25 protein-coding genes and 2 tRNA genes are annotated in these 26,896 nt (G+C 62.1%); 11 read left to right on the forward strand and 16 right to left on the reverse strand.

All coding sequences use genetic code 11. The features are described 5' to 3' along the window. Positions 1-11: 11 nt before the first annotated feature. Positions 12-263: a hypothetical protein gene (locus tag MRBLMC3_RS03410; RefSeq protein WP_363825811.1), complete on the reverse strand. Its 252-nt coding sequence runs from the start codon at positions 261-263 to the stop codon at positions 12-14. A 24-nt stretch (positions 264-287) separates the two neighbouring features. On the opposite strand from MRBLMC3_RS03410, the gene MRBLMC3_RS03415 reads away from it, so the two are divergent. Beyond that, positions 288-752: an Hsp20 family protein gene (locus MRBLMC3_RS03415; protein ID WP_363734755.1), complete on the forward strand. Its 465-nt coding sequence runs from the start codon at positions 288-290 to the stop codon at positions 750-752. A gap of 47 nt (positions 753-799) precedes the next feature. On the opposite strand, the gene MRBLMC3_RS03420 is transcribed toward MRBLMC3_RS03415, so the two are convergent. From MRBLMC3_RS03420 to ccmC, 8 genes are all read right to left on the reverse strand, one after another. Beyond that, complete coding sequence (locus MRBLMC3_RS03420) at positions 800-2,725, reverse strand: potassium transporter Kup (RefSeq protein WP_363825814.1); 1,926 nt, start codon at positions 2,723-2,725, stop codon at positions 800-802. A gap of 142 nt (positions 2,726-2,867) precedes the next feature. Then, on the reverse strand, positions 2,868-3,503 hold the full coding sequence (locus tag MRBLMC3_RS03425) for a tetratricopeptide repeat protein (RefSeq protein WP_363825817.1): 636 nt from the start codon (positions 3,501-3,503) through the stop codon (positions 2,868-2,870). After that, the gene (locus MRBLMC3_RS03430; RefSeq protein WP_363825820.1) at positions 3,500-3,910 is read right to left on the reverse strand and encodes a cytochrome c-type biogenesis protein; all 411 of its coding nucleotides are present in this window, start codon (positions 3,908-3,910) and stop codon (positions 3,500-3,502) included. The genes MRBLMC3_RS03425 and MRBLMC3_RS03430 overlap by 4 nt, the downstream gene beginning before the upstream one ends. Beyond that, positions 3,907-4,434 (reverse strand): redoxin family protein, encoded by a 528-nt coding sequence (locus tag MRBLMC3_RS03435; RefSeq protein WP_363825823.1) that lies wholly within the window; start codon positions 4,432-4,434, stop codon positions 3,907-3,909. Before MRBLMC3_RS03435 ends, MRBLMC3_RS03430 begins: the two co-directional genes overlap by 4 nt. Further along, a complete protein-coding gene (locus MRBLMC3_RS03440; RefSeq protein WP_363825825.1) occupies positions 4,431-6,371 on the reverse strand; it encodes a heme lyase CcmF/NrfE family subunit in 1,941 nt (646 codons plus the stop codon). Before MRBLMC3_RS03440 ends, MRBLMC3_RS03435 begins: the two co-directional genes overlap by 4 nt. 12 nt (positions 6,372-6,383) lie before the next feature. Then, complete coding sequence (gene ccmE / locus MRBLMC3_RS03445) at positions 6,384-6,830, reverse strand: cytochrome c maturation protein CcmE (RefSeq protein ID WP_363825828.1); 447 nt, start codon at positions 6,828-6,830, stop codon at positions 6,384-6,386. Next, entirely contained in the window at positions 6,827-6,952 is a 126-nt protein-coding gene (locus MRBLMC3_RS03450) for a hypothetical protein (RefSeq protein WP_363734745.1), read from the reverse strand. Before MRBLMC3_RS03450 ends, ccmE begins: the two co-directional genes overlap by 4 nt. A gap of 4 nt (positions 6,953-6,956) precedes the next feature. Next, the gene (gene ccmC / locus MRBLMC3_RS03455; protein WP_363734743.1) at positions 6,957-7,679 is read right to left on the reverse strand and encodes a heme ABC transporter permease CcmC; all 723 of its coding nucleotides are present in this window, start codon (positions 7,677-7,679) and stop codon (positions 6,957-6,959) included. 202 nt (positions 7,680-7,881) lie between these two features. Between ccmC and purF the strand changes: the two genes are divergently transcribed. Together purF and MRBLMC3_RS03465 are read left to right on the forward strand one after the other, a co-directional pair. After that, positions 7,882-9,342 carry an amidophosphoribosyltransferase gene (purF, locus tag MRBLMC3_RS03460; RefSeq protein WP_363735376.1) on the forward strand — a complete coding sequence of 487 codons (1,461 nt, stop codon included), beginning with the start codon at positions 7,882-7,884 and terminating at the stop codon, positions 9,340-9,342. Positions 9,343-9,424: 82 nt separating this feature from the next. Further along, positions 9,425-10,135, forward strand: coding sequence for an SDR family NAD(P)-dependent oxidoreductase (locus MRBLMC3_RS03465; RefSeq protein WP_363825831.1), 711 nt, complete (start codon positions 9,425-9,427; stop codon positions 10,133-10,135). A gap of 84 nt (positions 10,136-10,219) precedes the next feature. Here the strand turns inward: MRBLMC3_RS03465 and MRBLMC3_RS03470 are convergent, their stop codons facing one another. Continuing rightward, complete coding sequence (locus MRBLMC3_RS03470; protein WP_363825832.1) at positions 10,220-11,497, reverse strand: cyclopropane-fatty-acyl-phospholipid synthase family protein; 1,278 nt, start codon at positions 11,495-11,497, stop codon at positions 10,220-10,222. 35 nt (positions 11,498-11,532) lie between these two features. Beyond that, positions 11,533-12,909, reverse strand: a complete 1,377-nt coding sequence (locus tag MRBLMC3_RS03475) for a cryptochrome/photolyase family protein (RefSeq protein ID WP_363825834.1) — start codon at positions 12,907-12,909, stop codon at positions 11,533-11,535. Positions 12,910-13,092: 183 nt separating this feature from the next. On the opposite strand from MRBLMC3_RS03475, the gene MRBLMC3_RS03480 reads away from it, so the two are divergent. The 7 genes from MRBLMC3_RS03480 to MRBLMC3_RS03510 are packed head-to-tail and all read left to right on the forward strand — an operon-like array spanning position 13,093 to position 19,830. Beyond that, positions 13,093-13,578 (forward strand): RNA pyrophosphohydrolase, encoded by a 486-nt coding sequence (locus MRBLMC3_RS03480; RefSeq protein ID WP_363825837.1) that lies wholly within the window; start codon positions 13,093-13,095, stop codon positions 13,576-13,578. A gap of 44 nt (positions 13,579-13,622) precedes the next feature. After that, the gene (locus MRBLMC3_RS03485; RefSeq protein ID WP_363734734.1) at positions 13,623-14,522 is read left to right on the forward strand and encodes a DUF481 domain-containing protein; all 900 of its coding nucleotides are present in this window, start codon (positions 13,623-13,625) and stop codon (positions 14,520-14,522) included. A gap of 44 nt (positions 14,523-14,566) precedes the next feature. Beyond that, entirely contained in the window at positions 14,567-15,790 is a 1,224-nt protein-coding gene (locus MRBLMC3_RS03490) for a hydrolase (protein ID WP_363825839.1), read from the forward strand. Next, complete coding sequence (locus MRBLMC3_RS03495) at positions 15,787-16,806, forward strand: arginine N-succinyltransferase (protein WP_363754695.1); 1,020 nt, start codon at positions 15,787-15,789, stop codon at positions 16,804-16,806. Before MRBLMC3_RS03490 ends, MRBLMC3_RS03495 begins: the two co-directional genes overlap by 4 nt. Further along, entirely contained in the window at positions 16,803-18,086 is a 1,284-nt protein-coding gene (locus tag MRBLMC3_RS03500) for an N-succinylarginine dihydrolase (RefSeq protein WP_363734728.1), read from the forward strand. The genes MRBLMC3_RS03495 and MRBLMC3_RS03500 overlap by 4 nt, the downstream gene beginning before the upstream one ends. A gap of 25 nt (positions 18,087-18,111) precedes the next feature. Further along, on the forward strand, positions 18,112-18,330 hold the full coding sequence (locus MRBLMC3_RS03505) for a hypothetical protein (protein ID WP_133652086.1): 219 nt from the start codon (positions 18,112-18,114) through the stop codon (positions 18,328-18,330). Positions 18,331-18,378: 48 nt separating this feature from the next. Beyond that, the gene (locus MRBLMC3_RS03510; RefSeq protein WP_363825842.1) at positions 18,379-19,830 is read left to right on the forward strand and encodes a cobyric acid synthase; all 1,452 of its coding nucleotides are present in this window, start codon (positions 18,379-18,381) and stop codon (positions 19,828-19,830) included. Positions 19,831-19,864: 34 nt separating this feature from the next. Here MRBLMC3_RS03510 and MRBLMC3_RS03515 read toward each other — a convergent pair. Both MRBLMC3_RS03515 and MRBLMC3_RS03520 read right to left on the reverse strand, forming a co-directional pair. Further along, positions 19,865-19,941: transfer RNA gene (locus MRBLMC3_RS03515), tRNA-Arg, on the reverse strand. 149 nt (positions 19,942-20,090) lie between these two features. After that, positions 20,091-20,167, reverse strand: a tRNA-Arg gene (locus MRBLMC3_RS03520). A gap of 139 nt (positions 20,168-20,306) precedes the next feature. On the opposite strand from MRBLMC3_RS03520, the gene MRBLMC3_RS03525 reads away from it, so the two are divergent. Beyond that, positions 20,307-20,807 (forward strand): hypothetical protein, encoded by a 501-nt coding sequence (locus tag MRBLMC3_RS03525; protein WP_363734724.1) that lies wholly within the window; start codon positions 20,307-20,309, stop codon positions 20,805-20,807. 34 nt (positions 20,808-20,841) lie between these two features. Here MRBLMC3_RS03525 and ppdK read toward each other — a convergent pair whose 3' ends face one another. The 3 genes from ppdK to MRBLMC3_RS03540 all read right to left on the reverse strand — a co-directional run bounded on the left by ppdK (position 20,842) and on the right by MRBLMC3_RS03540 (position 26,763). Beyond that, entirely contained in the window at positions 20,842-23,544 is a 2,703-nt protein-coding gene (ppdK, locus tag MRBLMC3_RS03530; protein ID WP_363825845.1) for a pyruvate, phosphate dikinase, read from the reverse strand. A 145-nt stretch (positions 23,545-23,689) separates the two neighbouring features. Next, a complete protein-coding gene (gene glyS, locus MRBLMC3_RS03535; protein WP_363825848.1) occupies positions 23,690-25,891 on the reverse strand; it encodes a glycine--tRNA ligase subunit beta in 2,202 nt (733 codons plus the stop codon). Next, positions 25,891-26,763 carry a glycine--tRNA ligase subunit alpha gene (locus MRBLMC3_RS03540; RefSeq protein ID WP_133652090.1) on the reverse strand — a complete coding sequence of 291 codons (873 nt, stop codon included), beginning with the start codon at positions 26,761-26,763 and terminating at the stop codon, positions 25,891-25,893. Before MRBLMC3_RS03540 ends, glyS begins: the two co-directional genes overlap by 1 nt. Between the last annotated feature and the right edge of the window lie 133 nt (positions 26,764-26,896).

Genomic DNA, 26,896 nt, shown 5'->3' on the forward strand with positions numbered 1-26,896 from the left:
GAAATCGTCCATCAGTACCCGGGTCGTGGCAGCGCGGCCCGGGTACTTTTATTTTCAAACATGAACTGCCCGCCATCCGGACGCTTTCTGACGCAGGCATAACGAGGATTGCGGCCTGACATGACCTTCGTCCTGCCATCGAAAATCCCGTTATCCGACCACTTGAAACCCTTTTCTCCCAAACCATATCCCATCCGTCCGGCCGCCACATGGGGTTGGACATGGTACCGCCGGATGCCTTGTTCTGGGTCCGGCATGTTCATTTTGCTCTTTGGGAGATTATGACAATGCGTGGTTTTGATCTTACCCCCTATCGTCGCTCGACCGTCGGCTTCGACCGTCTTTTCGACCTTATCGAAAACAACGCCCGGTTGAGCCAGGGCGACAATTATCCCCCGTTCAACATCGAACGGATTTCCGAAGATCGCTATCGCGTCACGCTGGCCGTCGCAGGCTTCCGTACGGACGAGATCGACATCACTGCCCAACAGAACCTGCTTCAGGTCACCGGGCGCAAGGAAGATTCGCAGGGCGGCGACCGCTCGCGTTTCCTGCATGTCGGCATCGCCAATCGCAGCTTCGAGCGCCGCTTTGAACTCGCTGATTTCGTGCGGGTCGAAAAGGCCGATCTGGCTGATGGTCTGCTGACGATCGAACTCGTCCGCGAAGTGCCAGAGGCCATGAAGCCGAAGAAGATTGCGATCAACGGCGGTCAGCTCGTTGAAATCAATGCCGACCGCGACGCGGCCTGATACGCCGCTTTGAACGATGGGGCGCGGCAGTTCTGCCGCGCCTTTTTTCAGATTTCGACCTGACTACCCAATTCGACCACGCGATTGGTCGGCAGGCGGAAAAATTCCATCGCACTTTCCGCATTGCGCAGCATCCACGCGAAAATCTTCTCACGCCATAGCGGCATGCCGGGCTTGGCGGACGGCAGCAGAGTCTGGCGGGCCAGGAAGAAGCTGGTGTCCATCATCCTGAACGCCTGACCGCAGCCCGTGACATTCTTGAGCGCGGCGGGAACGTCGGGTTCCTGCATGAAGCCATATTGCAGGACCAGCCGGAAGAATCCGCGACCCAGATCCTCCAGCTTGCAGCGTCCGTCATCCTCGACGGCCGGCACGTCCCTGATCTTGACGGTCAGAAGGATGACGCGCTCATGCAGCACCTTGTTGTGCTTGAGATTATGCAACAGGGCGTGGGGCACACCGTCCGGCGTGGAGGTCATGAACACCGCCGTCCCGGGCACGCGAACCGCGCTGTTCGCAGCGGAAGCGACGAAGACCGGGATAGGCATGGCGGCTTCGCGCAAACGATCCTGCACCAGCCGGCGCCCACGCGACCAGGTGGTGAGCAGGGTGAAGATCACGAAACCAATTAACAGCGGGAACCAGCCGCCGGCCGGCACCTTCGTGAAGTTGGCCGCAAGATAGGCGCCGTCCACCAGGAACAGCACGGTCAACAGCGGCGCAGAATAATACCACGGCCATTTCCACAGGCGATAGAGCAGCACCGTCAGCAGAACATTGTCGATGAACATCGCGCCCGTGACCGCGATGCCATAGGCTGCGGTAAGATTGGACGAGGTCTGGAACACCAGCACCAGCAGGATCACCATGACCATCAGCCCCCAATTGATCAGGGGTATGTAGATCTGCCCGGCAGTCGAGGCATTGGTGTGCGCGATCCGCAGGCGCGGCATGAAACCAAGCTGGATCGCCTGCTGCGTGACGGAGAAAGCGCCGGAGATCACCGCCTGGCTGGCGATGATCGCTGCAAGCGTCGCCAGACCGACCAGCGGCAATTGCGCCCATTGCGGCGCCAGATAATAGAAGGGGCTATGAAGAGCTGCCGTACCCTCGCGGAACAGCAGCGCGCCCTGCCCCATATAGTTCATCATCAGCGCCGGGAGCACGAAGGCCAGCCACGACACGCGGATCGGGCTGCGCCCGAAATGGCCCATATCTGCGTAAAGTGCTTCGGCGCCCGTAACCGCCAGCACGACAGCACCCAATGCCAGGAATGCGGGCAGCGGGTCGGTGACGAAGAACATGACCGCCCAATAGGGATTGAAGGCATAAAGAATGCCCGGTGTCCTGACGATGCTGATGATGCCCAGGACCGCGATGGTGACGAAATAGAACATCATGATCGGCCCGAACAGCGATGCCACGCGGTTGGTCCCCAATCCCTGTATCCAGAACAGGCCGAGAAGGATGATGATCGCGGCCGGCAGAATGAGAGGCGCAAGGTTGCTGTTGTAAACCGCCAGCCCTTCGACCGCGGACAGCACCGACACCGCCGGTGTTATCATCGAATCGCCGTAGAACAGTGACGTCGCAAAGACGCCCAGCAGGACGATACCGCGGGACCATCGCTGAGTCCTGGTTTGACCGTTGATGAGGGCAAGCAGGGCCAGGCTGCCCCCTTCCCCCTTGTTGTCGGCACGCATGATGACGGTCACATATTTGAGCGTCACAACCAGCATCATCGACCAGAACATGAGGCTGATGACACCCAATATATGGTCTGGATCGAGATCCAGATGATGATGCCCGGCAAAGGTTTCCCGGAATGCGTAGAGCGGACTGGTGCCGATGTCGCCGAACACGATGCCGATCGCGCCGACGACCAGCTTCATCGTCGCTTTTTGCCCGGCATGGCCGTGATCCTGGGCGCTTTCGTCATCGGCGCGCGCGGTGCCCGCGATCTCGTCAGCCATGAAGAAAATGCCGAATTGTCATGATCTTTGGATACCCGAACGGGGAAGCGGCCCGTCTTGTCATTCCATAAGCCCCCGCAAACCGCCGCGCCCTATCACGGCTGCGGGATGGTGGCAATGATGCCGCAGACGCCGCGACCGGCTACTGGCTTCCAGACGCCAGCATGGCATCGATACGCGCAATATTGGCTTCGAGTTCCTTCTTGACCTCGCTGTCTTCAGGCGCGCTGGCGGCAAGTGGCGTCCAAAGCGCGCGGGCTTCCTTGAGCTGGCCCGCGCGGGCCAGCGCCAATCCGTAGAAATAACGCGGCGCTGGCCCTTCAGGATCAATCGCCATGGACCGGCGATAGGCAAAATCGGCAGCGGGAGAGAGCACGCCGCCCGCATGCGCGACCAGCGCATTACCAAATCCCAGCCAAAGATTGGGGTCGTCTGGCGCCTCGCGCAGGCCGGACAGCAACACATTGGCCGCTTCCTTCGTTTTCCCCTGCCGCCCGAGACCGTCCGAGACCATGAGCCACGGGCCTGCCTTGCCATAGCGCTCGGCAAGGCCGCGGCGCTGCTCGGCGAGTCTTTCGTCGAAGGCGACAGCGCCCTCTGCTGCCGGCTGCCGGGGCGAACCCGCCAGCCCCGGACGCCCCTGCCAGGCATAGCCGGCCAGTCCCAACAACAGCGCAGCGGCCGTAATTTCCCAAGCTGTCCGCGGTATGCGGCCGATTGCGACCAGCGCGATGCTGACCAGGGCCAACAACCCAATGGCGATGATCCAGCCGATCATGACCGGCGTCTCCGCCTGATCCGCCCGCGCAGCAGCAGCAGCCCCAATCCCAGGAGAATCAGCGGCGCGGCCCAGAGCGGCCAGAGGATCGGATCGGCCGTCGGCTCATAGCTCACCCAGTCGCCATAGCGTTCGATCAGCCAGGCGCGGATATGTTCCGGCTCCTCGCCGGCCATGATGCGTTCGCGGATCTGGGAACGCATGTCACCGGCCATGCTGGCGTTGCTGTCGGCTATGGACTGGCTCTGACAGGTAAGGCAGCGAATCGTTTCCATCAGCGTCCGCGCCTTTCTTTCCAGCGCCGGATCCTCGATCTGCCGGTCGGCATAGGGCGCGGGCGGCAGCGCCGACTGCGCAAGCGCAGGCGCATTCAGCAGCAGCGCCAGGAGGACGATCAGCATCCTCATTGGGCATTCCTCAGCCGGTCGAGGATCATCGGAACGTCATCCTCGCGAATGTCGCCGACATGCTGATATGCGATGCGCCCTTTGCCATCGATGATGAAGCTTTCGGGAACGCCGGACGATCCCATGGCGATCTGCACCTCGCTGCGTGCATCCAGCCCAATGCGGGAATAGGGATTGCCGTAACGGTTGAGGAAGGCATCGACATCGGGCCGGGCGTCGCGGATGGCGATGGCGTCTATTTCCACACCGGCCTGCTTGAGCGCCAGCAACTGCGGCGCTTCGGCCGCGCAAGGCACGCACCAGCTCGCGAAGATGTTGAGCAGGCGCGGCTTGCCGGTCGCAAACTCCCCGCTTTGCAGCGGTGGGCGGTCGCTCGCGGCAGCAGGCAGGGCGAAGGCCGGCAATGGCTTGCCCACCAGTTTCGAGCTGATGATCCGATCGTCCGGGCGCAGCAGCCCGCTTGCAAACAGCCCGAAAAACCCAAGAAACAGCGCCAGCGGCAGCCAGATCAGCAGCTTTTTCATGCGGCATTCTCCGTAGCCTTGCGCGCGCGCCATTTGAGCAGCCATCCGCGTCGTTCGCGTCCGACCAGCGCCAGCGCTCCGCCAAGGGCGATCAGGAAGCCACCGAACCAGATCAGCGTCACGAACGGCTTCCACCAGACGCGAAGCTGCCAGCGGCCTTCGTCCGCCTCCTGCCCCAATACGACATAAAGCTGCCCGTCCCAGCGCGTGAGCAGAGCCGCCTCCGTCGTGGTGGTCGGTGGCGAAGCAAAGAAGCGCGACTGCGGATGGATGAGGACCGGCTCCCCACCGCCTCGACTGGCTTCCATATCCGCCTGGAGCGCGGTCCAGTTATCGCCCGCGATCGGCAGGATCTGCCTGAAGCGAAGCGTCCAGCCCGCGGTCTCCACCCTATCGCCCGGCCGGGCAGCGACCAGCTTTTCCACGGTGAACGCCGAATCGCAAGCCATGCCGACGAGGCTGACCGCGCAGCCCAGATGCGCGATCACCATGCCCCAGGTGAAAAGTGGCGTCCGCCGCAGATTGCGCTTCCAAAGAGGTGCGACGCTGCCCACCGCGACGGCCAGAGCGATCACCAGACCAAGAAAGGGCAATATGCCGATCCGGCCCCAGGCAAATACCGCCAGGGCGAGGAACACCAGCCCGGCCGCCACCATTGGAACGGTAATGCGGCGGGTCACCTCCCGCATCCGGTCACGCCGCCAGCGAGTCAGCGGCCCCAGCACCATGGCGATCATCAGCACCAACGCCACGGGTCCGGCGATGCGGTCGAAATAGGGTGCGCCCACCGACACCTTGTGCCCAAAGGCCTCAGTCAGCAGCGGATAGAGCGTGCCGACCAGCACCAGCCCTAAAATCACGGACAGCAGCAGGTTGTTGACGACCAGCATGGTTTCCCGGCTGACCAGTTCGAACGGCGCACCCTCGCGGACTGCGCCCACGCGCCAGCCGAACAGCGCCAGCGCACCACCAATGTAGATGCCCAAAAGCGCCAGGATGAAGGTACCGCGCTCCGGATCGACGGCAAAGGCATGAACGCTGGTCAAAATGCCCGACCGGACGAGGAACGTGCCCACCATCGACATGGAGAAGGCGATCACCGCCAGCATCACTGTCCAGGCCCGTAGCGCGTCCCGAGTTGCCAGCACCGTTACGCTATGCAGCAGCGCTGTCGCCGCCAGCCACGGCATGAGCGAGGCGTTTTCCACGGGATCCCAGAACCACCAGCCACCCCAGCCCAGCTCATAATAGGCCCAATAGCTGCCTGCCGTGATACCAAGCGTCAGCAATATCCATGCGCCCAGCACCCAGGGCCGCATTGCGCGCGCAAAGGCCGCGTCGACCTGCCGGGTCAACAAGGCGCCGACCGCAAAGGAGAAGGCGACGGACAAGCCGACATAGCCGAGATAAAGCGTCGGTGGGTGAAACGCCAGGCCGGGGTCCTGCAACAGCGGGTTCAACCCCTGCCCATCCGGGGCAGGCGGATCGATCCGCGCAAAGGGATTGGAGGCGAAAAGCAGAAATGCATAGAAGCCGAGGCTGATCGCAGCCTGCCCGCCCAACGTCGCCATATGCGTGTCGCGTCGCAAGGCGCGCTCAAACAGGGCGACGGCCGAACCGGCGACGCCCATCACCGTGACCCACAGCAGCATCGACCCTTCATGATTGCCCCAGGTTCCAGCGAATTTGTACAGCCATGGTTTCATGGAATGGCTGTTGCTGGCGACCAGCAGGACCGACATGTCGGACCGCAGGAACAGGGTTATCAGCAGGGCGAACGCCAGTGCCGTCAGCACGCCCTGCGCCACCGCCACGGGACGGACCGCGCCGAGCAGATCGCTCTTGCCCCCTGCCAGGCCGATCGCCGCGAGAGCCAGTTGCAGCAGCGCCAACGATGCGGCCAACCATAATGCGGCCAGGCCGGCTTCAGCGATCATGTACGCCTCGCTTCACCGATCCACCTTCATCTTGTGGGTCTTCTCATCATAGCTCATGCCTTCCAGCTCACGAGGCATGTAACGTTCGTCATGCTTGGCCAGCAGGTTTGTCGCCTGGAAAGTGCCGGCGGCATCGAACGCTCCTTCAGCGACGACGCCGGATCCTTCGCGGAAAAGGTCGGGGGTGATTCCCTTGAAGCTCGCGGGAACGGTGGACTTGCCATCGGTGACGTCGAAACGGATGGTGACGCCGTCGCTGGCGCGCTTCAGGCTCCCCTTCACCACCATTCCGCCCAGCCTGATCGCCTTGCCCGGCTCGACGCCCTTCGTCTTCACGTCGTAGGGCGCGTAGAAATAGGCCGCCTCATCCTTCAGCGCGGAAGCGGCGAGCAGACCCGCACCAATGAGCGCGACGAGCGCCACCACGGCAAGGACCAGCCTTTGATGCTTTGCCTTCATGGCCTGTCCGCCGATGCCCTGCTTTCAGCGCCCTGCATCGCCCGCCAGCTGAGCAGGCTGATTAAGCCCGTACCCAGAAAGGTGAGCGCATAGGCGCCGATCACGAAAGCCCACTGGTTCATATCCTCACCCCCGCGCCAGCCTTTGCATGCGCGCTTCGATCTTGTTCTGCGCCAATATGGCGCGCATGCGCATCAACACGATCGCGGCGAAAAGCAAGGTGAATCCGATCAAGGTAAAGCCGAGCGGCCAGAGAAGCGCTCCATCGATGCTTGATCCCCGCAACGTGATGCTGGGCCCCTGATGCAGGCTGTTCCACCACACGACCGAGCGGTTGATGATCGGGATATTGATCGCGCCGACGAGCCCGAAAATGGCGGTCACCGGGCTCACTCCGCCGTTGCCCTGTCGCGCGCTGGCGTTGGCGAGCGCGATATAGCCCAGATAAAGGAACAACAGCACGAGCATGGATGTCATCCGCCCGTCCCATTCCCACCAGGTTCCCCAGGTCGGCCGCCCCCAGATCGATCCGGTGATGAGACAGATCGCCGTGAAGAATGCGCCGGGCATGGCGATGGCGCGGCCCGCGATCGACGCCAGAGGATGACGCCAGACGAGTTGCATGAGGGCCGCGATGGCGATCCCGGTCCATCCACCCATCCCCAGCCATGCTGCAGGCACATGAATATAGAGAATGCGCACCGTATCGCCCTGCAGATAGTCCGCGGGCGTCACGAACAGGCCGCATGCCGCGCCTGTCAGCAACAGGACAAGCCCCGGCCAGAACAGCCAGGCGGTCAACGGCCGGGCAATTTTGAGGAAGCGTGCAGGATTGGCGAAACGATGCATGAGACGAGGCTATTAGCTTCCCCGTGGGCTCAAGGCCAGTAGGCCTTTTTCCCAATTTCATCGCCCGAAAACGGCGGCCGGCCGGAACCACCTCCCCCCTTTTTTGTGACAGGCAGGCGACAAACTGTCCCTGACGCACTATATGCGCGCGAAAGCCGCCCGACAGGTGCGGACAGGATCGGCAGTGGACCATCAAGAACCCATGTTTACGACCAACCCGTTCGACGACGACAAACTGCGTGAGGAATGCGGCATTTTCGGCGTCTTCAACGCTGAAACCGCTTCTGCCATGGTCGCCCTTGGCCTTCATGCCCTCCAGCATCGTGGTCAGGAAGCCGCAGGCATAACCAGCTGGGACGGCCATGATTTCCATACCCATCGGGCAATGGGACATGTGGCCGGCAATTTCGATCGGGACGAAGTGATTCGGGCCCTTCCCGGTACCGCCGCCTGCGGCCATGTCCGCTATTCCACTACAGGCGAGACATCGCTCCGCAATGTCCAGCCGCTTTACGCGGAATTGAGTTCAGGGGGTTTCGCCGTCGCGCACAACGGCAATATCTCCAATGCCATGAAACTGCGTCGCGAATTGATCCGCCGAGGTTCCATCTTTCAGTCCACCTCCGATACGGAGGTCATCATCCATCTGGTGGCGACGTCCACTTACCGGACGCTGCTCGACAAGTTCATCGACGCGCTGAAGCAGGTCGAGGGCGCCTATTCGCTGATCGTGATGACGCCCGAAGGCATGGTCGCCTGCCGTGACCCGCTGGGCATCCGTCCGCTGGTCATGGGCAAGCTGGGCGAGTCGATCATCTTCGCTTCGGAAACCGTGGCGTTCGACGTCGTGGGCGCGGAACATGTCCGTTCGATCGACCCAGGCGAACTCGTCATCGTCACCCATGACGGCGAAGTACGCAGTCATCGTCCCTTTGGCGACACGCATGCACGCCCCTGCATATTCGAACATGTCTATTTCAGCCGCCCCGATTCCGTCGTTGACGGATCCAGCGTCTATTCAGTCCGCAAGGCCATCGGCGCCCAACTCGCCATCGAAAACCCGGTCGAGGCGGACTTCGTCATTCCCGTGCCCGACAGCGGTGTGCCGGCGGCGATCGGCTATGCCCAGCAATCGAGCATTCCGTTCGAGCTGGGCATCATCCGTTCACATTATATCGGCCGTACCTTCATCCAGCCGGGCGACAAGGTCCGGCACCTTGGCGTAAAGCTGAAGCATAATGCCAATCGCGCGCTGATCGAGGGCAAGCGCATCGTCCTGATCGATGATTCCATCGTGCGCGGAACTACCTCGCTGAAAATCGTTCAAATGATGCGTGAAGCAGGCGCCAAGGAAGTGCACATGCGCATCGCCAGCCCGCCGACGAAGCATAGCTGCTTCTATGGCGTCGATACGCCAGAGCGCACCAAGTTGCTGGCGCATCGCCTGGATATCGGCGGGATGCAGGACTTCATCCATGCCGACAGCCTGTCGTTCATATCCATCGATGGTTTGTACAAGGCGCTGGGTGAAGCGAAGCGCGCCGACATCCGGCCGCAATATTGCGATGCCTGCTTCACCGGCGACTATCCCACGACGCTGACCGACCAGGATGAAGCTGTGGTGCAGAACCAGCTCGAACTGCTGGCCGAGCGCGTGGTCTGATCGTCTTTCCCACCTCGATACCGATGACCCGGCGCTTTACCACTCCGGGGCTCGCTTCTTCCTGATTCCAAGAGGGATATTCATGTCGTCCCAGTCCCTTTCCGGTAAGCTCGCCCTCATCACGGGCGCAAGCCGCGGCATCGGCGCCGCCACTGCGGAGGCGCTTGCCGCCGCGGGCGCCCATGTCATCCTGACCGCGCGCACCACGGGCGGACTGGAAGAGGTGGAGGAGCGCATTCATCGGGCGGGGGGCAGCGCGACGATCGCGCCCCTCGACCTGATCGACGGCGAAAGCATCGGGCGGCTGGCGCAAGCGATTTCCGGCCGGTGGCAGGCGCTCGACATATTGGTGCTGAATGCCGCGACGCTGGGCAGCCTGGCTTCGATCCCGGCCATCGACGCCAAGGAATTTGCCCGGTTGCTCACGCTCAACGTCGCGGCGCCTCAGGCCTTGATCGCTGCTTTCGACGGCATGCTGAGGGCGAGCGGCGATGCACGCGTGGTGGCGATCACCTCTTCGGTAGGGGCGCAACCGCGGGCCTATTGGGGCGCCTATGGTGCTTCGAAGGCGGCGCTCGAAACGCTGGTGGGAGCCTATGGCGAGGAGGTGAAGAACATCTCTGCCATTCGCACCCATATCATGGATCCTGGCGCCACCCGCACCGCCATGCGGGCACGTGCATTCCCCGGCGAAGATCCGTCGGCGCTCAAGGCGCCTGAACTGGTGGGACAGGCTATCGTCGATCTGGTGATTGCCGATACACCGGGCGGTTTTCGGACCCGCATGGATTGAGGGCGGGCCGGCAGGATTGGGCCATGGTTCTGCCGTAACGCGCCATGTCCGGCGGAGAGCACCGGCTATCCGCCAATCCTCACCTCATCCGGTTTCATCATCCGGTTTCACCAGCGTAACCTGCGCCACGTCGATAGTTCCACCGCGAAAGCCGCCTTCGCAATACATCAGATAATAGCGCCAGAGGTCGACGAAATGCTGGTCGAAACCGGGCGGCAACCAGCCTTTGTCCACAGCTCGATCAAAGCGTTCGCGCCAGCGCCGCAGCGTTTCAGCATAATGCAGGCCAAAACGGCGTACATCGCGCCACACCAGGCCTTTCGCCTCGGCCAGCGCCCGAAACCGGCTTTCCGACATGAGCATGCCGCCGGGAAAAATATAGGTCTGGATGAAATCCGCGCCTCTGGCATAGCCTTCGAATATCGCATCATCGATCAATATATACTGGATCGCTGCCCGGCCGCCCGGTTTGAGCAGCCGCTCGATCGCCTCAACATAGGCAGGCCAGTAGCGTTGCCCCACCGCCTCCACCATTTCCACGCTGGCGATGGCCTCATATTGGCCCTGGGCATCACGATAATCGCGCAATATGATGTTCGCGCCCGGCCCCAGGCGGTCACGCGCGAAATCGGCCTGCTCAACCGAAAGGGTGAGGCCATCATAGCGGATCGGACAACGCGCCATCGCCTGTTCGGCCAAGCCGCCCCAGCCACAACCGATTTCCAGCAGCGCATCGCCTTCACGAAGGTCGAGCCTGTCGAGAATGGCATCAACCTTTCGATGTTGCGCACATTCCAGGCTTTCGATCCGATCATCAGGGTCGCGAAAAAGGGCGCTGGAATAATGCATGCCCTTGTCCAGCCATAGCTGGTAAAAGTCATTCCCCAGATCATAATGATAGGCGATGTTGCGCCGCGATCCCTTGCGGCTGTTGCGCCTTGCCCAATGGAGCGATCGGCCGATCCAGCGCGCTGGTCCATGCGGCCGGGCGACATTGCCCAGACTGGCGGCGTTGGCCATGAACAGGGCGAACAGCGGAACCGGGTCGGGGCTGGTCCACTCCCCTCGCGCCCAGGCACGGTACCAGCCCGCCGATCCTCCCGCGGCCAGACGAAGCAACGCACGCCAGAGCCGAAGATGGACCTCGCATTCCGGCCCCGGCGCACGACCACCCAGCAGGCGCTGGCTGCCGTCGGGCAGAATGGCATGCAGAGCCCCCTGCTCCAGCCCCAAATCAATGCGGTCGAGCAGTTTGTGAAACTGCCGCGCGACGAGATGATCCGGCCAGCCGTGAGCACGGCGCTCCAGCGGCCGCTTGATCGGCACTGCCGCCCGGCCGCGGCGGGGTTCCATGACGTTCATGCCTTCACTCTGCCCAATGGTCTACTGCGTCGCAATCATGGCTTGATCCCGCGCCAGGCGGCGAGCGCCCTTTCGCGCCCCTCCCGATGACCGATGCACTTGGCCGGATAATCGGGCGGTCTGGCATCATGGGCGTTGGGATCGTGAATGATGTCATCTTCCAGATGCGCCAGTTCCGGCACCCAGGTCCTGATATAGGCCGCGGCATCGAACTTCTCCGACTGGGTCAAGGGCGCCATGATCCGGGAAAATATATTGGCATCCACGCCGCTGCCTGCAACCCACTGCCAATTGACGCTGTTGTTGGCGTAGCTCGCATCGACCAGCGTGTCCCAGAACCAGCGCGCGCCATGCCGCCAGTCGATCAGCAGATGCTTGATCAGAAAGCTGGCCGTGATCATGCGGACGCGATTATGCATCCAGCCGGTGGCCCAAAGCTGCCGCATGCCCGCATCGACGATGGGATAGCCGGTGCGCCCGGTCTTCCAGGCGCTGAAGTCGCCTCCCGCCTCGCGGAGATCGCGCCAGGGCAGGTGATTGAAAGCTGGCCTCGCATTTTCCGAACCATAGGTGGGCATGGCCCAGATCTGGTTATGGGCATAGTCGCGCCAGATCAGTTCCTTGAGGAAAGTCGTCGCATCGCCGGGCGCTTCGGCAACCCGGTGCCAGACATGGGCGGGTGAGACTTCCCCGAAATGAAGATGAGGCGACAGGCGCGAACTTCCCTCCCGCGACGGCAGGTTTCTGGCATGGTCATATTGGGCCACCTCATCCAGGAATGCGGCGACATTGGCCCGCGCGCCAGCCTCCCCCGGCGTCCAATCCTGCGAAAAGGCGGCAGCCCAATCAGGCTTCGTGGGTAGAAGCGCCCACTGCTCCAGCGACTCACCCTGGGGCCAATGTCGTGGCCCATCAATCCGCGAAGGTGCCCGAACCGGCCCGGCCGGCGGCATATGCTCCATCACCGCGCGGGCAAACGGCGTGTAAATCCGGTAACTGGTCCCCGTGCCGGTCCGCACAGCGCCGGGTGGAAGCAGCAATGCGCCGTCATGCAGGCAGAGGTCCAGCTTTTTGGCGATCGCCTTCTCCGCATTGCGCCACCAAGGCTCATAATGATGCAGTGCGTGGACACGGCGGGCGCCTGTTTCTTCGGCGATCTGGATAATCTGATCGATGCTTCTGCCCTGCCTCAGGATCAGGCGCGATCCCTTTTCCCGAAGATCATTGTCCAGGCTTTCCAGGCTGTGATGCAGCCACCAGCGCGATGCGCCGCCCATTTTCCATTGGCGCGGCGCGTGATCGTCCAGCACATAGACGGGAATCACCGGCCCATCACGCACGGCGGCCGCCAGTGCGGCCTGATCGGCAAGACGCAGGTCCTGGCGAAACCAGAGGATGACGGGATCCGACATGCACGCGGCCATGCCATGACCCGCCTGCTGTTCCAAGCCCTCGCCCATTTGAAGCGAAGCAAAGCACAAATCGCCGCGTCGGGTTTTTTCCGGCATGGACGTGCGGCCGCTTGCCGCCTATTCTTGCACTGCACAATCAACGAGCCGGATCCGGCTTTTCGGGATTAACGACCAGGGACTATGATGGCGTCGATGCCAAATGAATCAGAACTCGCCTATCGGCCATGTGTGGGTATCATGCTCGTCAACATGGAGGGCAAGGTGTTCGTCGGCCAGCGAATCGACAATGCGGTGGAGGCCTGGCAGATGCCGCAGGGTGGCATCGATGACGGTGAAGACATGAAGACCGCTGCCCTTCGCGAACTGAACGAAGAAACCGGCATCGTCCGCGATCATGTCGAGATCATAGCCAAGGCGCGCGAAGAGCATTTTTATGACCTTCCGCCCGAATTGGTCGGCAAGCTGTGGGGCGGCAAATATCGTGGCCAGCGGCAATATTGGTTTCTCGCCCGCTTCCTGGGTTCGGACGAGGATATCGATATCCAGACGGCGCATCCGGAATTTCGCGAATGGAAATGGACCGATCCGGACAGCCTGCCGGACCTGATCGTGCCCTTCAAGCGCAAGCTGTATCGGGATATTCTTCAGGAATTCAGGGATCTGATCTGAAAACAGGGATTAAAATCCTCTGCCGTCTCGGTATGAAGGGGCGCATGCGTTATTGGCTGGCCCCTCTCCCTCTCCTCCTCTCCACGCCGGCGCTGGCCGATTATCCCGTGCTTCTACCGCCGTCGGTCCGGGAAATGATGGAAGCCGCGATTGCCAACGGCAATGAGACCGAGATCGCGACCGTCGCCAAGATCGCCAAGCAGACCAACCCCGGTTCCGCCGACGAAATCCAGCGAATGGTCAACAGTTGGAAGGCGCGGACCAAGGCCACGCACGAAGCCGTGATCCGAGAAGCGCGCTTTACCGATTTGTGGACCGGCAAGTTCGAAGCGGGCGGATTCCGTTCCACCGGCTCCACAAGAGAGATCGGCATCAGCGCCAGTGCCGCAGTCAAACGCAACGGAATCCAGTGGTCGCACAAGCTGGCCGCCAGCGTCGATTACCGTCGCGCCAACGGGATCACGTCGCGCGAACGCTACACCGCCAGCTATGAGCCGCGTTATGAGTTCGATCCCAGAGGCTTTGCCTATGGCTTGACTCAATTCGAACGGGACACGTCGATCGGCTATGACGCGCGATACACCGCGTCGGCGGGTATCGGTTACAAGCTGATTGTCAGCGATCCGGTCGATCTGGCGCTGGATGCCGGCCCGTCGATTCGGCATGCGCGATATGTGGCAGGTGAACAGGAAACCAAGTTGGGCGCCCGTGCATCGATGGATGTCGCCTGGCGACTGACGCCGGTGCTGACATTCAAGCAGACAGCGTCCGGCTATGCGGAAAGTGACGTCTACACGCTCAATTCGCTGACTTCGCTGGTGACGAAGGTCGGAACACGCTGGTCGGCCGCCTTTTCCTACAATGTGCAATATGAATCGGAAACGCTGCTGTCGGCTCGGGATTCCGACACGATGAGCCGCCTGACCCTTACCTACGACTTTTAGAAGCGGGGTGGAGGGGCGCCCTCCGCTCTGATAGGGTTCGCAGGATGAGAGGTCTTTCGTCGTTCGAACAGAGCGTCATGGAAAGCGCGGCAGATGCGCCCATGCTCGCCCAGACTGAAAAATGGGCGGCGGTAAACAGCGGGTCGCGCAATCTTCCCGGGCTTGCCGCCATGGCAACCATGCTCGCCGACGCCTTTGCCAGCCTTCCTGGCGCCATTTCCCTTGTCGATCCAGCGCCGGTGGAGACAGTCCGGCCCGACGGCGCTCTGGCCATGGTCGCGCATGGCAGCCACCTGCGCCTGTCGGTGAGGCCTGAAGCCCCGGTGCAGATCCTGCTCACCGGCCATATGGATACGGTGTTTCCCGCCGACCACAGCTTTCAGGCGTTGCGATGGATCGATCCGGTCACGCTGAATGGACCGGGCGTGGCGGATATGAAGGGCGGGCTGGCCGTCATGCTGGCAGCCTTGCGTGCCGTGGAAACCGCACCGGATGTAATGCAGTTGGGCTATGACGTCATCATCAACAGCGATGAGGAGGTCGGCAGCCCTTCATCGGCGGCGTTGTTGCAGCAGGTTGCAACGGGCAAGCTCGCCGCCCTCACCTATGAACCGGCATTGCCTGACGGCACGCTGGCGGGGGCACGCGCCGGTAGCGGCAATTTTGCTATTGTCATCACCGGGCGCAGCGCGCACGCTGGCCGCAATCCACAGGAGGGCCGCAACGCCATCGTCGCCGCGGCCGACCTGGCGCTGCGGCTGAAGGCGGCGAGCGGTGCCGGCTTTTCCTGCAATCCCGCACGGATCGAGGGTGGCAGTCCCAATAATGTCGTGCCCGATCATGCGGTTCTGCACGTCAATTTCCGGCCAAAGACCTTCGCGGACCAACAGGCTGCCGACCTGCTGCTGAAAGACGTCATGGCGATGATCGCGCGGGAGCACGAAGTCATGCTCCACCTGCATGGCGGCTTCGGCCGGCCGCCCAAGCCGATGGATGCGCAGGCGGAAGCCCTTTTCGGACTGGTCCGGCAATGCGGTGCCGATCTGGGTATTTCCATTGCCTGGCGCGATACCGGCGGGGTGTGCGATGGGAATAATATTGCGGCCTGCGGCGTGCCCGTGGTCGACACCATGGGTGTACGCGGCGGCGATATTCACAGCGATAAGGAATATCTGATCGTCGACAGCCTGGCCGAACGGGCGCAATTATCGGCGCTGACGTTGCTGCGTATTGCACAAGGGCATTTCAGGACGGGGGTGAAGGCGTGAGTTTTTTCATGCGTACGGCGCGCGCCGACGATCTGCAGACCCTCTATGAAATGGCGAAGCTGACCGGCGGCGGCTTCACCAATCTGCCGCCCGACCGAAAGTCGCTGGTCGCGAAGCTGGAGCGTACGGAACAGGCGCTGGCCCGGCAAAGCGAGGGGGTTGAGGACGAACTGATCGTCATGGTGCTGGAAAACGGCCAGACGGGGCAGGTCCGCGGCACTTGCCAGATTTTCAGCAAGGTAGGGCAAAGCTGGCCCTTCTATTCCTATCGGCTGGGCGTTTTGACCCAACATAGCCGGGAACTGTCGCGCACCTTCAGGGCGGAAATGCTCTCGCTCGTCACCGATCTGGAAGGGTCGACGGAGGTTGGCGGCCTCTTCCTGCACCCCCGCGAGCGCGCCGAGGGCCTTGGCCTGCTGCTGGCGCGCAGCCGCTATCTCTACATCCGCAACCATCGGGCGCGCTTTGGGGAACGGATCATCGCGGAACTGCGGGGGGTCATCGACGAGGCGGGCGGTTCCCCCTTCTGGGATGGTCTCGCGGGTCGCTTTTTCGGCATGAGCTTTCAGGAAGCGGACGAGTTCAATGCAGTGAACGGTAACCAGTTCATTGCCGACCTGATGCCCAAGACGCCGATCTACACCGCCATGCTGACCGACAGTGCCCGCGGCGTCATCGGTATGCCCCATCCCAATGGCCGCGCGGCCATGCGCATGCTGGAGACGGAAGGTTTCACCAATCCGGGTTATGTCGACATATTCGATGGCGGCCCGACGATGGTGGGGCAGATCAACGCGCTGCGCACCATAGCCCACGCGTCTGATGCGCGATTGGGGGCCGTGCATGAGAAGGGCGGAGAAAAGATGCTGGTGACCACCGGACGGCTCGCGGATTTCCGCTGCACCTACGCCTTCGTGATGGAGTGCGACGATGGCGGCATCTCGCTCGACCGGGCGTCTGCGGAACTGCTGGGGCTGGAGCCGGGCCAGTCATTCACCATGGCGGAACGGGCATGAGGGCAAGAGAGATCAATTTCGACGGCCTGGTCGGTCCCAGCCACAATTATGCCGGCCTCAGCCCAGGTAATCTAGCGTCGGCGCGCAATGCGGGAGCGATCTCCTATCCCAGGGCGGCGGCGTTGCAGGGCATAGAAAAGATGCGGTCCAACCTGCGGCTTGGACTGACGCAGGGCCTATTCCTGCCCCAATGGCGCCCGGATGGCGCCTGGCTGTCGGCGCTGGGGACTGATGTCGGCAATGCGGAGGCGCATATCCGGGCGGCCGCGATGTCGGCATCCTCCATGTGGGCGGCCAATGCCGCGACCGTCTCACCCGCTCCCGATACGGCGGATGGGCGCACGCATCTGACCGTCGCCAATCTCGTCACCATGCCACATCGCAGCCATGAATGGCCGCAAACGCTCGCTCAGTTGCGACTCGTCTTTTCCGACCGCCGGGCCTTTGCCGTCCATGGCCCCGTCCCCGCCCCCTTTGGCGACGAGGGCGCGGCCAATCATATGCGCCTGTGTAACAGCCATGGCGAAGCGGGAGTGGAAATATTCGTCTATGGCCAATCGGGCGGCCCCTTTCCCGCTCGCCAGCATATAGAGGCAAGCAAGGCTGTCGCCCGGCTGCATCGGCTGGATCCGGATCGCACCCTGTTCGTCATGCAGTCGGAAGAAGCGATCGCGGCGGGCGCGTTCCACAATGATGTCGTCGCCGTCGCCAACGAGCGCGTGCTTTTCACCCATGAGCACGCCTTTGCCGACAAGGAGCGTTTCTACGCCGATCTCCGCGCCAAGCTGCCGTCGGTTGAAATCGTGGAGGTTCCAGCCAGTGCCATAAGCCTCTCCGACGCAATCCGCAGCTATATCTTCAATGCGCAACTCGTGACCCTGCCCGATGACGGCGGCTCGTCTTCGCCCGGGGCAGGCATGGCGCTGATCCTGCCGACCGAGGCGCGAGACATGCCGGCCATCTGGGCATGGCTGGAACAGATGGTGGCGGGCAACGGTCCGATCCGCAGGCTCGTCCCCGTCGACGTGCGGCAGTCCATGGCCAATGGCGGCGGTCCCGCCTGCCTTCGCCTGCGCGTGGTGGCCGATCCGGCGAATATCGATCCCCGCTTCCTGGTCGATGAGGCAAAGCTGGACGGCATTGCCGACATCGTCCGAAATTACTGGCCCGAAACCATTGTGCCCGACGATCTTGTCGATACCCGTTTGATCGCCCGCATCGAACAATCATGGTTAACCCTTGTTGACCATTTGCAACTTTCGGGCGATCTAGTTCCCTGACGGCAAGCAGGCCGGGTGGGACCAAATGGAACGGATCAAGCGCCTCTTCACGATCAAGACGAAGTTCGAGGCGTTTCTGGTGATCTACGCCCTGGCCCTGGGCGCGACCGAGCGCGGATTCGTCTATATGCAGCAATATCCGGGCACGGGTGGACATCTGCTTGCCCTGGCCTGCACCGGCAGCGTGTTCATGGCCGGCGGCATGATATTGGATGCGGTAGAACTGCGACGCAGCGCCCTTTAACTCTCTGTAGACTTGTATCTGCCGCCTGCTCCATGCAGGAGCGACTCCATGGCTGCAATCATGCTTCAGGGAACAGGCTCGGACGTCGGCAAATCCTTGCTGGTGGCCGGCCTTTGCCGGGCACTGGTTCGGCGTGGATATAGCGTCCGGCCTTTCAAGCCGCAAAACATGTCCAACAATGCTGCCGTCACCAGTGATGGCGGAGAGATCGGGCGCGCGCAGGCGCTTCAGGCCATGGCCGCGGGCGTCGAGCCGCATACGGACATGAACCCGGTACTGTTGAAGCCTCAGGCCGACCGGACGTCGCAGCTTGTCGTCCACGGCCAGGTTCGCGGCAAGCTCGGCAGCGGGAATTTCCGGTCGGCGCGCGGAGAATTGCTGGAGGCCGTGCTCGCCAGCTATCATCGGTTGCAGGCGCAATGCGACGTCGTCGTCGTGGAGGGCGCCGGATCACCGGCTGAAGTGAACCTACGGGCGGGCGACATCGCCAATATGGGCTTCGCCCGGGCAGCCGATGTGCCGGTGATCCTGGTCGGGGACATCGACCGCGGCGGCGTGATCGCCGCCATCGCCGGAACCAAGGCCGTGATCGATCCCGCCGATGCGGCTATGATCCGAGGTTTTCTGATAAACAAGTTCCGGGGCGATCCGGCGCTGTTCGAGGATGGCTATCGCCATATCGAGCATTTGACCGGCTGGCAGGGCTTTGGCGTCATTCCCTGGCTTGGCGAGGCCAGCCGCCTGCCCAGCGAGGATGCGGTGGTGCTCGAACGCCGGCGGGGGGGACTGGACGAAAAGCTGCTGATCGCTTGCCCCATCCTGCCGCGGATCGCCAACTTCGACGATCTGGATCCCCTGAAACTGGAGCCGGGGGTGGAGGTCATGATGGTGCCGCCGGGACAGCCCATTCCGGCTGAGGCCACGCTCATCATCCTGCCGGGTTCCAAGGCGACGATCACCGATCTGCAGGCGGTTCGCGATCAGGGATGGGACATCGACATTCGCGCCCATCATCGGCGCGGGCGACCGATATTGGGGATTTGCGGGGGTTACCAGATGCTGGGCCGCAGGATTGAAGACCCGGACGGGATCGAGGGATCGCCCGGCAGCGTCGAAGGGCTTGGCCTGCTGAACGTGGAAACCCGGCTCACAGCGATCAAGATATTGGAAAGAACGAACGGAGTCGCGCTGGGGCAGGCCTTTTCTGGCTATGAGATGCATGTCGGACGCACCGACGGCCCCGATTGCTTGCACCCGTTCGCGCTGCTGGAGGGCGATCGTCCGGACGGCGCATCAAACGGCGATGGCACGGTGATGGGGAGCTATATCCACGGCCTGTTCGCCAGCACCGCGCTGCGCTCCGCCTTTCTCGCGCGATTGGGTCACAAGGCTGCGTCCGGCGATTATCAGGCATCTGTAAATGATGCCCTGGACCAGATTGCAATGCAGTTGGAAGATCATGCCGACTTGGAAGGCCTGATCCGGATCGCAAACGCCTGACGGGAATGCGCCTGCTTTAACGTTTCAAGGGAAATGGCGCACCCGGAACGATTCGAACGTCCGACCCTCAGATTCGTAGTCTGATGCTCTATCCAGCTGAGCTACGGGTGCGTTGTGGATGGGCAGATAGAAGGGGCCGGACAGTCTGGCAAGCCCAAAACACGCCCGTCGCCAATTAAAAAAATGATGCCGCAGCAGAGCACGCATAGTGCCGGCGAACTCATGCCGGATGCCAGCGGTAATGATGATTACAAGGGAAATGGCGCACCCGGAACGATTCGAACGTCCGACCCTCAGATTCGTAGTCTGATGCTCTATCCAGCTGAGCTACGGGTGCGTTGGAGTGGCGCAGATAGAAGCGACCAGACATTTGGGCAAGCTCTTTTTGCACTTTTTTGGCAGGCTGCCCGATTGGAGATGTCCAACCGCAACCTTGTTCGGCGCCGGTCGTTCGACGGGCAGGAAAGGATGCTGAAATGACCTTTACCCCCAACGAAATCGCGCTGCTGGCGATTGCGCTGCTGATCGGGCTCCTGCTGGGCCTTATCATGAGCGGGCGTGGCAAGTACAAGCGCTGGTGGCGCGATGAACAGCTTGCCCATGCCCAGACGGCCAAAGACCGGGATGTCCGGCTGACCGCTGCGCAGCAGAGGATTGCGGAACTGGAACGGCAATCCGTTCCTGTTCATGGAAGCACTGCCGTCGGTACCATTGAGCGCGCGCATGACCGGGACGATTTCAGCCGCATAAGCGGCATTACGCCACAGGACGAAATCGCGCTCAATAAAGCCGGCTACCACCGCTATGACCAGATCGCGGCAATCAGCGCAGAGCAAGAAGCCGCGCTGGAAACACGCCTCGGCCTCAAACCCGGCGTTATTTCCCGTGAGGAATGGCGGGAACAGGCCCGATTATTAGATGGACGCACCGAACATGGCCGTGCACGGGACCATGATCATCGCGCCACGCCAGTTTAAAAGGAAAGGGGGCGAAAAACCGCCCCCTTTCCTGTCACTTCCGGTTCGCCAGCGCTGCCTGAGCGGCAGCAAGGCGGGCAATCGGCACACGATAAGGCGAGGCCGATACGTAATCGAGACCCGTCTTTTCGCAAAAGGCGATAGACGCCGGATCGCCGCCATGTTCGCCGCAGATGCCGAGCTTGATGCCGTCGCGGGTGGCGCGGCCGCGCTCGGCGGCAAGCTCGATCAATTCGCCCACGCCCTCCACGTCGATGCTGACGAAGGGGTCGCGGGCGAATATGCCCTTGTCGACATATTGCGTCAGGAAACGCCCGGCGTCATCGCGGCTGATGCCGATCGTGGTCTGCGTCAGGTCGTTGGTGCCGAAGGAGAAGAATTCGCCGACTTCAGCGATCTCGCCGGCCTTGAGTGCAGCGCGGGGCAGCTCGATCATGGTGCCGACCAGATATTCGACGCTGGCGCCCTGTTCCTCGAAAACCTGCTTGGCGACGCTGTCGACGATCGCCTTCATCAATTCCAGTTCCTTCTTCGTGGCCACGAGCGGGATCATGATCTCCGGGATCGGGGCGTCGCCGCTACGCTGCTTGATGATCAGCGCGGCTTCGAAGATGGCGCGGGCCTGCATCTCATAAATTTCGGGATAAGTGACGCCCAGACGGCAACCACGATGGCCCAGCATCGGGTTGAATTCATGCAATTCTGCGGCACGGCGTTTCAGCGCTTCCACACCCACGCCAGCCGCCTTCGCCACTTCCTCGAACTCAGCTTCGCCATGCGGCAGGAATTCATGCAACGGCGGGTCGAGCAGGCGGATGGTAACGGGCAGACCGGCCATCACCATGAAAATCTGCGCGAAATCGTCGCGCTGTTCCGGCAACAGCTTTTCCAGCGCAATCCGGCGTCCCTTTTCCGTGTCGGCGAGGATCATCTCGCGGACCGCGGTGATGCGGGCGGCGTCGAAGAACATATGCTCGGTGCGGCAGAGACCGACGCCTTCCGCGCCAAAATCCCGGGCTGTCTGACAATCCAGCGGAGTTTCGGCATTCGCGCGGACCTTGAGGCGACGAACCTTGTCGGCCCAGCCCATCAGCGTGCCGAAATCACCTGCCAGTTCGGGCTGCACGGTCGGGACCTCACCGGCCATCACTTCGCCTGTTGAACCATCGATGGTGAGGATGTCGCCTTCCTTCAGCGTCCGGCCATCGATGCGCAAAGTCCTGGCGGCATTGTCGATCGACAGGCTGCCCGCACCGGAGACGCAGGGACGGCCCATGCCGCGCGCGACCACGGCGGCGTGGCTGGTCATGCCGCCGCGCGCGGTCAGGATGCCCTTGGCCGCATGCATGCCATGAATGTCCTCAGGGCTGGTTTCGACGCGGACGAGGATGACGGAATCACCCAGTTCATTCCGGCGCTCGGCGGTATCGGCGTCAAACACGATCGCGCCCGACGCCGCGCCCGGAGAAGCAGGCAGGCCCTTGGTCAGCACATCGCGAGGCGCCTTGGGGTCGAGCGTCGGGTGCAGGAGCTGGTCGAGCGCGGCGGGATCAACGCGGGCCACGGCTTCTTCCTCCGTGATCAGACCCTCACTCGCCATGTCCACCGCGATCTTGAGCGCAGCCTTGGCGGTGCGCTTGCCCGATCGGGTCTGGAGCATCCAGAGCTTGCCCTGCTGCACCGTGAATTCGATGTCCTGCATGTCGCGATAATGGGTTTCGAGGATATGGAACACCCGCGCCAGCTCGGCATAGGTTTCCGGCATCGCCTCTTCCATCGACAGCGGCTTGGCCCCTGCCCGTTCGCGCGCCTGCTTGGTGAGATATTGCGGCGTGCGGATGCCCGCCACCACGTCCTCGCCCTGGGCGTTGATCAGATATTCGCCATAATAGGCATTCTCACCAGTGGCCGGGTCGCGGGTGAAGGCAACGCCGGTGGCCGAGCTATCGCCCATATTGCCGAACACCATCGCCTGCACATTGACGGCGGTGCCCCAATCATGCGGGATCGAGTTCAGGCGGCGATAGACCTTGGCGCGATCAGCCTGCCACGATCCGAACACGGCGCTGATCGCGCCCCATAGCTGGTCATTGACATCCTGCGGGAAAGGCTTGTTCCAAAGCTTTGAAACAAGACCTTTATATTCCGCAACGAGCGCCTTCCAATCGTCGGCGGTCATTTCGGTGTCGAGCGTGTATCCCTGGTCTTCCTTGGCGATCTCCAGCGCCTCTTCGAAGGCGCCATGGTCGAGTTCCAGGACCACGTCGGAATACATCTGGATGAACCGTCGGTAGCTGTCCCAGGCGAACCGCTCGTCGCCCGAGGTAGCAGCCAGACCAAGCACGGTTTCATCATTGAGACCAAGGTTCAGCACCGTGTCCATCATGCCGGGCATCGAAATGCGCGCGCCGGAGCGGACGGACACGAGCAGCGGGTCGGCCTTGTCGCCAAATTTCTTGCCGGTGATGCCCTCGATATGCACAATTCCGTTGGCGACTTCGGCCTTCAGGCTTTCAGGATAGACGCCGCCGTCCTGATAATAGCGGGTGCACATTTCGGTCGTGATGGTGAAGCCTGGAGGCACCGGCAGGCCAATGGCGGCCATGCCGTCCAGATTTGCGCCCTTGCCACCAAGAAGGTTCTTGTCACCTTTGCCGCCGTCATCGACGCCACCGCCGAAACGATAAACATAACGGGTAGCGGTCGTGCTCATGCTGGCCTCTTCCATTGTCAACATAATCGCGGCTCTCCTGCACTGATTGCCGTGTATTTGTGCGATGCAACAAAATTTAAACAACAAGCAGGCGACAAACGCACCTGCTTTTACGATAATTGCTCTCTTACTTCACTGATTTTCCCGGTTGTCCGGGTATCTTTCGGTTTCAGCCCGTAATTTTCGAAAAGTCCGCGACCGCATGAACCGCCTCGCGCACTCTTGCAAGCAGCGCCAGGCGCGCAGAGCGCTTGGCCGGATCGACGTCATTGACCGTAACGGCCTCGAAAAATGCGTCGATTGGCGCTCGCAATGTTGCAAGTGCGGCCATGGCCCCTTCGAAATCCTCAGCCCTGACCGCAGCCGTGGCACGCGGTTCGGCGATATCAAGCGCGGCGATCAGGCCCGCCTCCGCCTGCTCGGGGACATAGGTGAGTTCAACCTTGTCGGCGGTCTTGACGCCTTCCTTTTTCAGGATGTTCGCGGCGCGCTTGTATCCCGCGAGCAAGTTGGTGCCGTCATCGGTAGCAACCAGCGATTGGAGAGCGGTAACGCGGGCCAGCAGGCGGACAAGGTCATCCTCGCCGCCCAGGGCAAACACCGCATCGATCAGATCATGACGGACGCCGGCTTCGCGCTGCTGCACCTTGAGCCGATCGGCGAAAAAGTCGAGCAGTTCGCCGACAAGTGCCGTCGCCGCGTCACGTTCCATATCCGTCCAGGCCCGATCTGGATTGAAGCCGGCCATGATGCTGACCATCAGGCGGTCCAGATGCTCCTGATTCCCCGCAATATCCTTGCCCCGAAGCTTGGAAAGTTCGGTCATCAACTGCGTGTTCAGAAAGGAGCGGCGAATGAGATCGAAGCTGTAGGAGATGGCCGACGCCAGCGGCATGCGCAGGCCGTTTTCCGTCAGCAGGCTGAGGATCGCGAGCGCCGAGCGGCGCAGGGCGAAAGGATCCTTCGACCCTGTCGGGAACATGCCGGCCGCGAAGAAGGCGACCAGCGTATCCAGCTTGTCGGCAAGGGAAACCGCGACCGTCGTAGCCGCACAGGGGATTTCATCGCCCTGCCCGATCGGCTTGTAATGATCGCGGATGGCATCCGCCACCGCATCAGGCAACCCTTCGGCCCGCGCGTAATAGCCGCCCATCACGCCCTGCAGTTCAGGGAATTCGCCCACCATCTCGGTGACAAGGTCTGCTTTTGCAAGGCGCGCCGCCTGCTCGGCCAGATCGGCGTCCGCGCCCTTGACGATCCCCTCTTCCACCAGCCAGCGGGCAAGCTTTGCGACCCGTTCCACCTTGTCGGCCACAGTGCCGAGCTTTTCGTGAAAGGTGATGCGTTCCAGCTTCCTGGCGTGATCCTCCAGCTTCGTCTTGCGATCCTGGTCCCAGAAGAAGCGTGCATCGGACAGACGCGCGGCAAGGACCTTGCGATTACCCGCGATGATCGCCGCGCCGCCATCCTTCGCCTCGATATTGGCGGTGCAGATGAAGGCAGGCGCGAGCTGGCCCGACGCATCACGCAGGACAAAATATTTCTGGTTGATACGAAGGGTTAGCTGAATGACTTCAGGTGGAACCTCAAGGAAAGCCGCGTCGAAATCGCCCAGCAGCGGCACCGGCCATTCGGTGAGCCCTGCATTTTCGGCAACGAGGCCTTTGTCCTCGATCACGCTATAGCCATGGGCGGCAGCGGCGTCGGCGGCCTTCGCCTCGATGATCAACTGGCGTTCCTGGTGGCTGACGATCACATGGCAGGCGCGCAGCTTTTCGACATAGTCATGCGCGCTGCCTATGGTGATCTCACCAGGATGATGGAAGCGATGGCCGAGCGTGGCGTAGCCGCTGCGGACGCCTTCTATCTCCATATCCACAAGATCCTCGCCAAGGATCGCGACGATGCCTTGCAGCGGGCGGACCCAGCGCAGGCTTTCGGTGGTCTGCGAGGCGGTGCCCCAGCGCATGGACTTGGGCCAGGGAAAGGCGCGGATGATGGTGGGAATCGCTTCGGCCAGCACCTCTGCTGTTGCGCGGCCGGCTTTGTTGACGGTTGCGAACCACACGCCGTCGCGGTCCTCAAGCTGGTCCTGGGCGAGGCCGGTCTTGCGGAGGAAACCTTCCAGCGCCTGTGCCGGAGCAGCGGTGCGCGGGCCTTTGAACTCCTCGCTGACAGCCGCCGTTTCCAGCGGCAGGTTGCGAGCGATCAGCGCAAGGCGGCGCGGCGTGACGAAGCTGTCGATACTTTCGGGCTTCAACCCGGCCTTCGCCAGTTCCTCGGTGAAGAGGCGGGCGAGGTCGTCCGACGCCTTCAACTGCATCCGCGCCGGAATTTCCTCGCAACGCAGTTCGAGCAGGAAATCGGTCATCACGCGGCCCACCCGTTCACTTCCATCCACTTTTCGCAGGCACCCTTCGCAAGATCGCGCACGCGGCCGATATAGCTGGCGCGTTCCTGCACCGAGATGACGCCGCGCGCCTGAAGCAGGTTGAAGACGTGGCTCGCCTTGATCGCCTGGTCATAGGCGGCGAGCGGAACGCCAGCCTCCAGCGACGCCTTGCACTCGGCCTCTGCATCCTTGAACCAGCGGAACAGCTTTTCCGTATCGGCGATCTCGAAATTCCATTTCGACATCTGCTGCTCATTGGCGAGGAACACGTCGCCATAGGTGACGCCCGCGTCGTTGAAGCGCAGGTCGTACACACTGTCGACGCCCTGAATGTACATGGCCAGACGTTCAAGACCATAGGTCAGCTCGCCCGCCACCGGCTTGCAGTCGAAACCGCCCATCTGCTGGAAATAGGTAAACTGGGTGACTTCCATGCCGTCGCACCACACCTCCCAGCCAAGACCCCAGGCGCCCAAGGTGGGGCTTTCCCAATCATCCTCGACAAAGCGGATGTCGTGGACCAGCGGATCGATGCCGATTTCCGCCAGCGATCCCAGATAGAGTTCCTGAAGGTTGGCCGGGCTCGGCTTCATGATCACCTGATACTGGTAATAATGCTGGAGCCGGTTGGGGTTCTCGCCATAGCGGCCGTCGGTCGGGCGCCGGCTGGGCTGGACATAGGCGGCGTTCCATGCATCGGGGCCAAGGCTGCGCAGCGTGGTCGCCGGGTGAAAAGTCCCCGCGCCTACTTCCATGTCATAGGGTTGCAGGATCACGCAGCCCTGCCGTCCCCAATAGGCGTGCAGGGTCAGGATCAGGTCCTGAAAGGAAAGCGCTTTGCTTGTCGCCACCGGCGGTCCCCAGAAATCATGGCTATAAAAATGACGGTTTGATTGCGGCGCGCCTTGGCGCAGCAAGGACGCAGGGTCAAGGAAAAGAGGGCGGCCTTAACCGTAAATCCGCTTGCCCTGGCGGGCGGCGGCA

It is taken from the genome of Sphingobium sp. LMC3-1-1.1 (assembly GCF_040676285.1).
In the GTDB taxonomy this organism is placed as follows: Bacteria; Pseudomonadota; Alphaproteobacteria; order Sphingomonadales; family Sphingomonadaceae; genus Sphingobium.

Bases quoted from the DNA above. Each gene is read 5' to 3' on its own strand.
- MRBLMC3_RS03410 (WP_363825811.1), bottom strand. From the start codon at position 263: ATGAACATGCCGGACCCAGAACAAGGCATCCGGCGGTACCATGTCCAA.
- MRBLMC3_RS03415 (WP_363734755.1), top strand. From the start codon at position 288: ATGCGTGGTTTTGATCTTACCCCCTATCGTCGCTCGACCGTCGGCTTC.
- MRBLMC3_RS03420 (WP_363825814.1), bottom strand. From the start codon at position 2,725: ATGGCTGACGAGATCGCGGGCACCGCGCGCGCCGATGACGAAAGCGCC.
- MRBLMC3_RS03425 (WP_363825817.1), bottom strand. From the start codon at position 3,503: ATGATCGGCTGGATCATCGCCATTGGGTTGTTGGCCCTGGTCAGCATC.
- MRBLMC3_RS03430 (WP_363825820.1), bottom strand. From the start codon at position 3,910: ATGAGGATGCTGATCGTCCTCCTGGCGCTGCTGCTGAATGCGCCTGCG.
- MRBLMC3_RS03435 (WP_363825823.1), bottom strand. From the start codon at position 4,434: ATGAAAAAGCTGCTGATCTGGCTGCCGCTGGCGCTGTTTCTTGGGTTT.
- MRBLMC3_RS03440 (WP_363825825.1), bottom strand. From the start codon at position 6,371: ATGATCGCTGAAGCCGGCCTGGCCGCATTATGGTTGGCCGCATCGTTG.
- ccmE (WP_363825828.1), bottom strand. From the start codon at position 6,830: ATGAAGGCAAAGCATCAAAGGCTGGTCCTTGCCGTGGTGGCGCTCGTC.
- MRBLMC3_RS03450 (WP_363734745.1), bottom strand. From the start codon at position 6,952: ATGAACCAGTGGGCTTTCGTGATCGGCGCCTATGCGCTCACCTTTCTG.
- ccmC (WP_363734743.1), bottom strand. From the start codon at position 7,679: ATGCATCGTTTCGCCAATCCTGCACGCTTCCTCAAAATTGCCCGGCCG.
- purF (WP_363735376.1), top strand. From the start codon at position 7,882: ATGTTTACGACCAACCCGTTCGACGACGACAAACTGCGTGAGGAATGC.
- MRBLMC3_RS03465 (WP_363825831.1), top strand. From the start codon at position 9,425: ATGTCGTCCCAGTCCCTTTCCGGTAAGCTCGCCCTCATCACGGGCGCA.
- MRBLMC3_RS03470 (WP_363825832.1), bottom strand. From the start codon at position 11,497: ATGAACGTCATGGAACCCCGCCGCGGCCGGGCGGCAGTGCCGATCAAG.
- MRBLMC3_RS03475 (WP_363825834.1), bottom strand. From the start codon at position 12,909: ATGTCGGATCCCGTCATCCTCTGGTTTCGCCAGGACCTGCGTCTTGCC.
- MRBLMC3_RS03480 (WP_363825837.1), top strand. From the start codon at position 13,093: ATGGCGTCGATGCCAAATGAATCAGAACTCGCCTATCGGCCATGTGTG.
- MRBLMC3_RS03485 (WP_363734734.1), top strand. From the start codon at position 13,623: ATGCGTTATTGGCTGGCCCCTCTCCCTCTCCTCCTCTCCACGCCGGCG.
- MRBLMC3_RS03490 (WP_363825839.1), top strand. From the start codon at position 14,567: ATGAGAGGTCTTTCGTCGTTCGAACAGAGCGTCATGGAAAGCGCGGCA.
- MRBLMC3_RS03500 (WP_363734728.1), top strand. From the start codon at position 16,803: ATGAGGGCAAGAGAGATCAATTTCGACGGCCTGGTCGGTCCCAGCCAC.
- MRBLMC3_RS03505 (WP_133652086.1), top strand. From the start codon at position 18,112: ATGGAACGGATCAAGCGCCTCTTCACGATCAAGACGAAGTTCGAGGCG.
- MRBLMC3_RS03510 (WP_363825842.1), top strand. From the start codon at position 18,379: ATGGCTGCAATCATGCTTCAGGGAACAGGCTCGGACGTCGGCAAATCC.
- MRBLMC3_RS03525 (WP_363734724.1), top strand. From the start codon at position 20,307: ATGACCTTTACCCCCAACGAAATCGCGCTGCTGGCGATTGCGCTGCTG.
- ppdK (WP_363825845.1), bottom strand. From the start codon at position 23,544: ATGTTGACAATGGAAGAGGCCAGCATGAGCACGACCGCTACCCGTTAT.
- glyS (WP_363825848.1), bottom strand. From the start codon at position 25,891: ATGACCGATTTCCTGCTCGAACTGCGTTGCGAGGAAATTCCGGCGCGG.